Source organism: Pseudonocardia pini, assembly GCF_013870575.1.
GTDB classification, from domain to species: domain Bacteria; phylum Actinomycetota; class Actinomycetes; order Mycobacteriales; family Pseudonocardiaceae; genus Pseudonocardia; species Pseudonocardia pini.
In genome coordinates, this window is record NZ_JACBXB010000195.1 from 1 (window position 1) to 8,153 (window position 8,153).

An 8,153-nucleotide genomic window follows, 5' to 3' on the forward strand; every position below is an offset into this window, starting at 1 on the left:
ACCCGGGACACCCCGCCTGACCGGCCCCGATGGATGGGTGGCGGCGGGCGGGTACGGGTGCGCTGGTAGCCTTGCCTGTGGGTTCGGCTGCAGTCCGTGGCGGCCGTTCCGACCACCCGCCCCCACGCGGGAGCCGTCCCGTTCCGGGGCGGTGCTCGCGAGGCCCGGGCGCGGGCCCCACGGACGTCACCAACGAAGGAGCACCACCAAGTGGCACTCACCGCCGCAGACAAGAAGACGATCCTCGACGAGTACGGCACCCGCGAGGGTGACACGGGCTCGCCCGAGGCGCAGGTCGCCCTGCTGACCAAGCGGATCAGCGACCTGACGGAGCACCTGAAGCTGCACAAGCACGACCACCACAGCCGCCGTGGGCTGCTCCTCATGGTCGGCCGCCGCCGCCGGCTGCTGAAGTACCTGGCGTCGGTGGACGTCCAGCGCTACCGCTCGCTGATCGAGCGGCTGGGCCTGCGTCGCTGAGCCCGACCCGGGCCGGGGCGGCGGGTGCCGCCTCGGCCCGGGGTCGGAGCACCGGTCACAACTGAACCCCACCGCCACCCTCTAGACCGAGCAGATCCGCCGGTCCTCGGTAGTGGCTCCCGGAACAACGGGTTCCGGGCGCTTCGATCGAAGACCGGCTCCGCGGAGGATCCCCGGCAGAGGTGGCACAAAGCTCTCAGAAGGAGAGACCCCACTTCATGACCGACCTCGAGAACGACGGCGTCTACGAGACGACCGCAGTGATCGACAACGGGAGCTTCGGCTCCCGCACCATCCGGTTCGAGACCGGGCGCCTCGCGCGCCAGGCCGCCGGATCCGTCGTCGCCTACCTGGACGACGAGACCATGCTGCTGTCCGCCACCACGGCGTCGAAGCAGCCCAAGGAGCACTTCGACTTCTTCCCCCTCACGGTGGACGTCGAGGAGCGGATGTACGCCATCGGCAAGATCCCCGGCTCGTTCTTCCGCCGCGAGGGTCGTCCGGGCACCGACGCGATCCTGACCTGCCGGCTCATCGACCGGCCGCTGCGCCCGTCGTTCGTCGACGGGCTGCGCAACGAGATCCAGATCGTCGTGACCGTGATGTCGCTGGACCCGCAGGACCCGTACGACGCGCTCGCGATCAACGCCGCCTCGGCGTCGACGCAGCTGTCCGGCCTGCCGTTCTCCGGCCCGATCGGCGGCGTCCGCGTCGCCCTGATCGACGGCCAGTGGATCGCGTTCCCGCAGTTCGAGGACCTGCAGCGGGCCGTCTTCGACATGGTCGTCGCCGGCCGTGTCGTGGGCGACGACGTCGCGATCATGATGGTGGAGGCCGAGGCCACCACCGAGACGAACGAGCTCGTCGCGGGCGGCGCGCAGGCGCCCACCGAGGAGATCGTGGCGCAGGGGCTGGAGGCGGCCAAGCCGTTCATCCGCACCCTCTGCATCGCCCAGCAGCAGCTGGCCGACGTGGCCGCCAAGCCGGTCCGCGACTACCCGACGTACCCGGCCTACCAGCCGGACGCGTTCGAGGCCGTCGAGAAGGCCGCGGGCACCGACCTGGCCGCCGCGCTGACCATCGGCCCGAAGCAGGAGCGCGAGGCGAAGACGGACGAGGTCAAGCTCGCCGTGCTCGAGTCCCTGGGTGCGCAGTTCGAGGGCCGCGAGAAGGAGCTGGGCGCCGCGTTCCGGTCGCTCAACAAGAAGCTCGTCCGCCAGCGGATCCTGCGCGACAAGGTCCGCATCGACGGCCGTGGGCTCACCGACATCCGGCCGCTGTCGGCCGAGGTCGAGGTCGTCCCGCGGGCGCACGGCTCGGCGCTGTTCGAGCGCGGCGAGACCCAGATCCTGGGTGTCACCACGCTGAACATGCTGCGCATGGAGCAGCAGATCGACTCGCTGGGGCCGGAGACGCACAAGCGCTACCTGCACCACTACAACTTCCCGCCGTACTCGACCGGTGAGACCGGTCGCGTCGGGTCGCCGAAGCGCCGCGAGATCGGCCACGGCGCGCTGGCGGAGCGGGCCCTGCTGCCCGTGCTGCCCACGCGCGAGGAGTTCCCCTACGCGATCCGCCAGGTCTCCGAGGCGCTGGGCTCCAACGGCTCCACGTCGATGGGCTCGGTCTGCGCGTCCACCATGGCGCTGTACAACGCCGGTGTGCCGCTGAAGGCTCCGGTCGCGGGCATCGCGATGGGCCTGGTCTCCGACACGGTCGACGGCACCACCCAGTACGTCGCGCTGACGGACATCCTGGGCGCCGAGGACGCGTTCGGCGACATGGACTTCAAGGTCGCGGGCACGCCGGAGTTCGTCACGGCCCTGCAGCTCGACACCAAGCTCGACGGCATCCCGTCCGAGGTCCTGGCCGCGGCGCTGTCGCAGGCCAAGGACGCCCGGATGACGATCCTCGAGGTCATCGGCGAGGCCATCGACGGCCCCGACGAGATGAGCACCTACGCGCCGCGGGTCACCGCGATCAAGGTGCCCGTCGACAAGATCGGCGAGGTCATCGGCCCGAAGGGCAAGATGATCAACTCGATCACCGAGAAGACCGGCGCGGACATCTCCATCGAGGACGACGGCACCATCTACGTCGGTGCGGCGGACGGCCCCTCGGCGGAGGAGGCGATCGGCATGATCAACGCCATCGCTAACCCGCAGCTGCCGAAGATCGGCGAGCGGTTCCTGGGCACGGTCGTCAAGACCGCCGCCTTCGGCGCCTTCGTCTCGCTGGTCCCCGGCAAGGACGGTCTGGTCCACATCTCGAAGCTCGGCTCCGGGAAGCGGATCGGCAAGGTCGAGGACGTCTGCAAGGTCGGCGACAAGCTGCGCGTCGAGGTCACCGACATCGACAACCGCGGCAAGATCTCGCTGATCCCGGTCGTCGAGGAGGGCGCCGCCACCAACGGCGAGGCCCCGGCGGACGCCCCGGCGGAGTCGGACCAGGCTCCGGCCGAGGTCTCCAGCTGAGCACTCCGTACTCCCACGAACGGCACCCTCGCGCGGCAGGTCCGCGCGGGGGTGCCGTTCGTGCGTCCGAGGGCGCGTCGCCGGGCGTCGAGCGCACCACGCTGCCCGGCGGGGTGCGCGTGCTCACCGAGCACGTCCCCGGCGTGCGCTCCGTCGCGTTGGGCATCTGGATCGCCATCGGCTCCCGGGACGAGCGCCCGGACCAGGCGGGGGCGGCGCACTACCTCGAACACCTGCTGTTCAAGGGCACCGGTACGCGGTCCGCGCAGGAGATCGCCGAGGAGATGGACGCGGTCGGCGGCGAGCTGAACGCGTTCACCGCCAAGGAGCACACCTGCTACTACGCGCACGTCCTCGACGAGGACCTGCCGCTGGCGCTCGACATCCTCGCCGACGTCGTCACCAGCGCCGAGCTGGCGCACACGGACGTCGAGCTGGAACGCGGGGTGGTCCTCGAGGAGATCGCCATGCGAGACGACGATCCGGAGGACCTGCTCGGCGAGCTCTTCGACGAGGCCCTGCTCGTCGACCACCCGCTCGGCCTGCCCGTGATCGGCTCCGAGGAGTCGATCCGCGGGATGAGCCGGGAGACGCTCCACGACTTCTGGCGTGCCGAGTACACGGCGCCCCGGATGGTGGTCGCCGCGGCGGGCAACCTGGACCACGCCCACGTCGTCGAGCTGGCGGCCAAGGCGCTGGGGGACGGGCCGGACGCGGCGCCCGTCGGACCGCGCGGCGGTGGTCGTGGGCTGCTGCCCGCGCGCCGCACGCTCGCGCTGCGCACGGACGACTCCGAGCAGGCCCACCTCATGCTGGGCGTGCCGGGTCTGGACCGGCACGACCCCCGCCGTCCGGTGCTGTCGGTGCTGAACACCGCGCTCGGCGGTGGACTGTCCTCGCGACTGTTCCAGCAGGTCAGGGAGCAGCGCGGGCTGGCGTACCAGGTCTACTCCGCGCAGGTCTCCTACTCCGACGCCGGCACGTGGTCGGTCTACGCGGGCTGCGCGCCGGAACGGCTCGGCGAGGTCGTCGGGGTGGTGCGGGACGTGCTCGCGGGAGCCGCGGCGGACGGCATCACCGAGGCCGAGGTGCTGCGGGCCAAGGGCTCGCTGCGCGGCGGGATGGTGCTGGGCCTGGAGGACACGGCGTCGAAGATGAACCGGCTCGGCCGGTCCGAGCTGGACCACGGCGGGCAGCGCAGCCTCACCGAGAGCCTGGCGAGGATCGACGCCGTCACGCAGGCGGAGGTCGCCGAGCTGGCCCGCGAGCTGCTCTCCCAGGACCTCACGGCCGCGGTCGTGGGCCCGTTCGAGGCGCCCGAGGACCTCCCCGCCGCCCTCCACGACCTCGCCTGAGACCCGCCCGCGAGTCCCACACTTCCGACGCGCGAGTCGGACATGTGTGGCGTCACCCGGTGTTCATCTCCGCTCGTTAGCGTGCGGGGGTGCCCGGCGAGGCGACCACCACGGAGTATCGGGTGGACTCCGCCTCCTTCGTCCGCAGCGGGCTCGCCGCGGGTGCGGCCGTGGCGGTGGTCGAGGTGGTCGTCCGGCTCCTCGGCCTGGGGTCGCTCCCGCTCGTCGTGGCGGCCGTGCTCGGCGTGGTCGCCGGGGTGGCGCACGAGCGGTTCCTGGAACGGATGTGGGTCGGGCCCGCGGAGATCCGACGCGGCGGCTGGGCGGTGCGGCCACGCCGGCTGCCGCTGACGGCGATCCGCCGGGTCGACGTCGAGACCCGGGCCGGTGGCGTCGACTCCGACGGCCCGGTCCAGCTGGTCGTGGCGACCACGACGGAGGGCAGGCGGATCGTCCTCGCCCGGCCGAGCGACGACTTCTGCTTCGAGCTGCTCGCCGTCCTCCGCGCGCGCGGGGTGTCGCTGGGTTCGGAGGCGGGTGCGCTGGCGACCGCGAAGTGGCCGCTCCTGCGCGAGCCCCTGCAGCGGGGGGAGCGCTGGATCCGCCGGGTCGGGGTCATCCTGGTGTCCCTGGTGATCGGCCTACTCGTCGGTGCGCTGGCGCCCTACGTGGGTGGGTAGGCTGATCTGGTGGTGTTGTCGCTGGTCGCGGGCCTGTTGATCGTCGTCGGGCTGCTCGGGGTGATCTCCCAGGTCCTGCCCGGCCTCATCGTGGTGCTCGCGGGGGTGGCCGTGTGGGCGATCCCGCGCGGGGACGCCCTGGGGTGGTGGGTGTTCGGCATCGCCGCCGGGCTGCTCGTGCTCGGCTCCGTGGTGAAGTACCTCGTCCCCGGCAAGCAGCTGAAGGACGCGGGCGTGCCCGGCCGGTCCCTGCTGCTCGGTGCCGTCCTCGGGATCATCGGGTTCTTCGTGATCCCCGTGGTCGGCCTGTTCCTGGGCTTCGTGCTCGGCGTCTACCTGGCCGAGCTCGCACGGCTGGGCAGCTCGGCGAGAGCCTGGCCGTCCACGAAGCACGCGTTGCGCGCGGTCGGCTGGAGCATCCTGATCGAGCTCGGCGCGGGGCTGTTGATGGCCGGAGCGTGGATCGCGGGCCTGATCCTCGCCTAGCACGCTAGCGCTCCCGGAAGTGGGCCGCCGGGGTGTGGCCGAACTGGCGGCGGAAGGCGTCGACGAAGCCGTTGAGCGAGGCGTAGCCCACGCGGCGGGCCACCCCGGCGACCGGGACGCCGTCGGCCAGCAGGGGGAGCGCGGTCCGCAGCCGCACCTGCGTGCGCCAGTCCGTGAAGGTCGTCCCGGTATCGGCGAAGGCCCGACGCAGAGTGCTGACGCTCGTGCCCAGCGCGGGCGCCCAGTCGTCGAGCGAGCGCGGGTCGGCCGGATCGGCGGTCAGCGTCTCCGCGACCACCCTGGCCCGACGGTCGGTGGGCATCCGCACCTCGACGCCCGGGTCCGGCACGGCCCCGACCAGTCCGAACAGCAGGGTGCGCGCGGAGTCCTCCACCGCCTGCAGGGCGGGCCCGGACAGCGCCAGCAGCAGCTCGCGCAGCAGCGGGCCGACCCCGATCACGGTCGGCGCGGTCCAGTCCAGCGGGCAGGCGTGCGGCCACACGTAGAGGCAGTGCAGCGCGGACGGCGGCCGGTTGACCGTGTCGTGCACCGCGTGCGCCGGGATGAACAGGGCACGGGTGGGCGGTAGCACCCACGACCGCCCCTCGACCACCGCCGTCGTCAGGCCTTCGCTCACCCAGGCGATCTGGTGCTGGTGGTGCCGGTGCAGGCCCCAGCCGCCCGGTTCGGCGAGACCGAACCGGCAGATCCACATGTCGAGGGCGTCGTCGCCCGCGTGGCCCTCGTAGGGCGGGGCCTGTACCGCGAGGGTCATGGCTGCTCCCTGGGGTGGTCTGAACGCTCAGCTGGTATGTCCAGCAGGGTACTGAGGTTAGCCTCACCGACGTGCGATCTCGTGTCCTGATCCCCGCGTTGCTCTCCGCCGTCGTCCTCGCGCTGGCAGGCTGCTCGTCCGCCGCCCCGCAGGCGCCCGCACCCGAGGCGGTGACCGTGGCGCACCAGTTCGGGACCACGACCGTGCCGCCGAACCCACAGCGCGTGGTCAGCGCGGGGTACACCGAGCACGACACCCTGCTGGCGCTCGGCGTCACGCCCGTCGCCGTGACGGACTGGTACGGCGACCAGCCCCACGCGACGTGGCCCTGGGCGCGAGACGAGCTCGGCTCGGCGACCCCGGCGGTCCTCACCATGAAGGACGGCCCGGACTTCGAGGCGATCGCCGCCCAGCGGCCGGACCTGATCGTCGCCACCAACGCGGGCCTCGACCAGGCCCAGTACGACCGGCTCGCGGCGATCGCGCCGACCGTCGCGCAGCCCGCGGGCGGGAGCAGCTACTTCGCGCCGTGGGACCAGCAGACCCTGCTGATCGGCCAGGCACTGCACAAGGGCTCCGAGGCCACCGCCCTCGTCGACGGCATCAAGGAGCGCTTCGCCGACGTGGCCGCCGCGCACCCCGGGTTCCGCGGCACCCCCGCGATCTTCCTGCAGGCGCCGTTCTACGACGGCCAGGCCATCGCCTACCAGGACGGCCTCTCGACGGACTTCCTCACCGACCTCGGCTTCACCGTGCCCGCGGACATCGACCGCTTCGCCCCCGAGGTGGACTCGCAGCAGGCCTACATCCCCCTCGAGAGCCTCGGCGTGCTGAACTCGGCGAAGGTCCTCATCTGGGCGACGGAGAACACCGAGGCCCGCACCGAGCTGGAGGCGCAGCAGCTGTACCGCGCGCTCACCCCGGTGCAGAACGGGAACCTGGTGTTCACCGACGACGTCCTCGCCGGCGCGATCTACTTCACCAGCCCGCTCTCGCTGCCGTACGTGCTCGACACGCTGGTCCCGCTGCTCGACAAGGCCGTCGCCGGGAACCCCGAGACCCGCCCCGTAGGCTCCCCTGCATGATCCGGGTGGCGGTGCTGGGGGCGAAGGGGCGGATGGGGTCCGAGGCGTGCGCGGCGGTCCGCGGCGCCGAGGACTTGGAGCTGGTCGCGGAGATCGGCTCGGGTGACCCGATCGCCGACATCGCCCCCGCCGACGTCGTCGTGGACCTGACCCGGCCGGACGTCGTCATGGACAACCTGCGGTACGTGCTCGGCGAGGGCAAGCACGCCGTCGTCGGGGTGTCGGGGTTCGACGAGGAGCGGCTCGGGGCGGTCCGCGGGATGCTCGCGGGGACGGACCTCGGGGTGCTCGTCGCCCCGAACTTCGGCGTCGGCGCGGTGCTCACGATGCACTTCGCGGCGATCGCGGCGCCGTTCTTCGAGTCCGTCGAGATCGTCGAGGCGCACCACGAGAAGAAGGTCGACGCCCCGTCGGGCACGGCCGCCCGCACCGCGACCCTCGTCGCGCAGGCCCGCGCGAAGGCCGGCCTCGGCCCCGTGCCCGACGCCACCACGAGCGACCCTGACGGGGCGCGCGGCGCGGTGGTCGACGGCATCCACGTGCACGCCGTCCGGATGCCCGGGGTGGTGGCGCAGCAGGACGTCATCCTCGGCGAGGCCGGGGAGACCCTCACGATCTCGCACAACAGCGCCAATCGGGCGTCGTTCATGCCGGGCGTGCTGATGGCGATCCGCGCGGTCCCGCAGCGCCCGGGCCTGACCTTCGGCCTGGAGCCGCTACTCGGCCTGTAGGTCGAGCGTCCCGGTGTGCCGGACCTCCCGGACGGTGCCCTCGCCCGTGTCCAACGTCCGCACGGCCCCGTCGGCGGCCCAGCCCGC

Annotated in this window: 8 protein-coding genes and 1 pseudogene; 7 read left to right on the top strand and 2 right to left on the bottom strand. The window is 72.4% G+C overall.

The genetic code is table 11. The features are described from left to right. The first annotated feature begins 210 nt into the window (after positions 1–210). From rpsO to H5J29_RS13550, 5 genes are all read left to right on the top strand, one after another. Positions 211–480 (top strand): 30S ribosomal protein S15, encoded by a 270-nt coding sequence (rpsO, locus tag H5J29_RS13530; protein ID WP_181781301.1) that lies wholly within the window; start codon positions 211–213, stop codon positions 478–480. A gap of 218 nt (positions 481–698) precedes the next feature. Beyond that, positions 699–2,954: a polyribonucleotide nucleotidyltransferase gene (locus H5J29_RS13535; protein ID WP_181781302.1), complete on the top strand. Its 2,256-nt coding sequence runs from the start codon at positions 699–701 to the stop codon at positions 2,952–2,954. A gap of 113 nt (positions 2,955–3,067) precedes the next feature. Next, positions 3,068–4,309 carry a M16 family metallopeptidase gene (locus H5J29_RS13540; protein ID WP_376768527.1) on the top strand — a complete coding sequence of 414 codons (1,242 nt, stop codon included), beginning with the start codon at positions 3,068–3,070 and terminating at the stop codon, positions 4,307–4,309. An 89-nt stretch (positions 4,310–4,398) separates the two neighbouring features. Continuing rightward, on the top strand, positions 4,399–4,989 hold the full coding sequence (locus H5J29_RS13545; RefSeq protein ID WP_181781303.1) for a hypothetical protein: 591 nt from the start codon (positions 4,399–4,401) through the stop codon (positions 4,987–4,989). Between the two features lie 9 nt (positions 4,990–4,998). Continuing rightward, complete coding sequence (locus tag H5J29_RS13550) at positions 4,999–5,475, top strand: DUF456 domain-containing protein (RefSeq protein ID WP_312858203.1); 477 nt, start codon at positions 4,999–5,001, stop codon at positions 5,473–5,475. Positions 5,476–5,479: 4 nt separating this feature from the next. Here H5J29_RS13550 and H5J29_RS13555 read toward each other — a convergent pair whose 3' ends face one another. Further along, on the bottom strand, positions 5,480–6,250 hold the full coding sequence (locus H5J29_RS13555; RefSeq protein ID WP_181781304.1) for a helix-turn-helix transcriptional regulator: 771 nt from the start codon (positions 6,248–6,250) through the stop codon (positions 5,480–5,482). 71 nt (positions 6,251–6,321) lie between these two features. Here H5J29_RS13555 and H5J29_RS13560 point away from each other — a divergent pair, with 71 nt between their 5' ends. After that, positions 6,322–7,335, top strand: coding sequence for an ABC transporter substrate-binding protein (locus H5J29_RS13560; protein WP_181781305.1), 1,014 nt, complete (start codon positions 6,322–6,324; stop codon positions 7,333–7,335). Beyond that, the gene (dapB, locus tag H5J29_RS13565; RefSeq protein ID WP_181781306.1) at positions 7,332–8,066 is read left to right on the top strand and encodes a 4-hydroxy-tetrahydrodipicolinate reductase; all 735 of its coding nucleotides are present in this window, start codon (positions 7,332–7,334) and stop codon (positions 8,064–8,066) included. The genes H5J29_RS13560 and dapB overlap by 4 nt, the downstream gene beginning before the upstream one ends. On the opposite strand, the pseudogene H5J29_RS35015 reads toward dapB, so the two are convergent. Continuing rightward, positions 8,052–8,153: pseudogene (locus tag H5J29_RS35015) on the bottom strand (GNAT family N-acetyltransferase); the annotation flags it as partial. The gene dapB and the pseudogene H5J29_RS35015 sit on opposite strands and share 15 nt — an antisense overlap.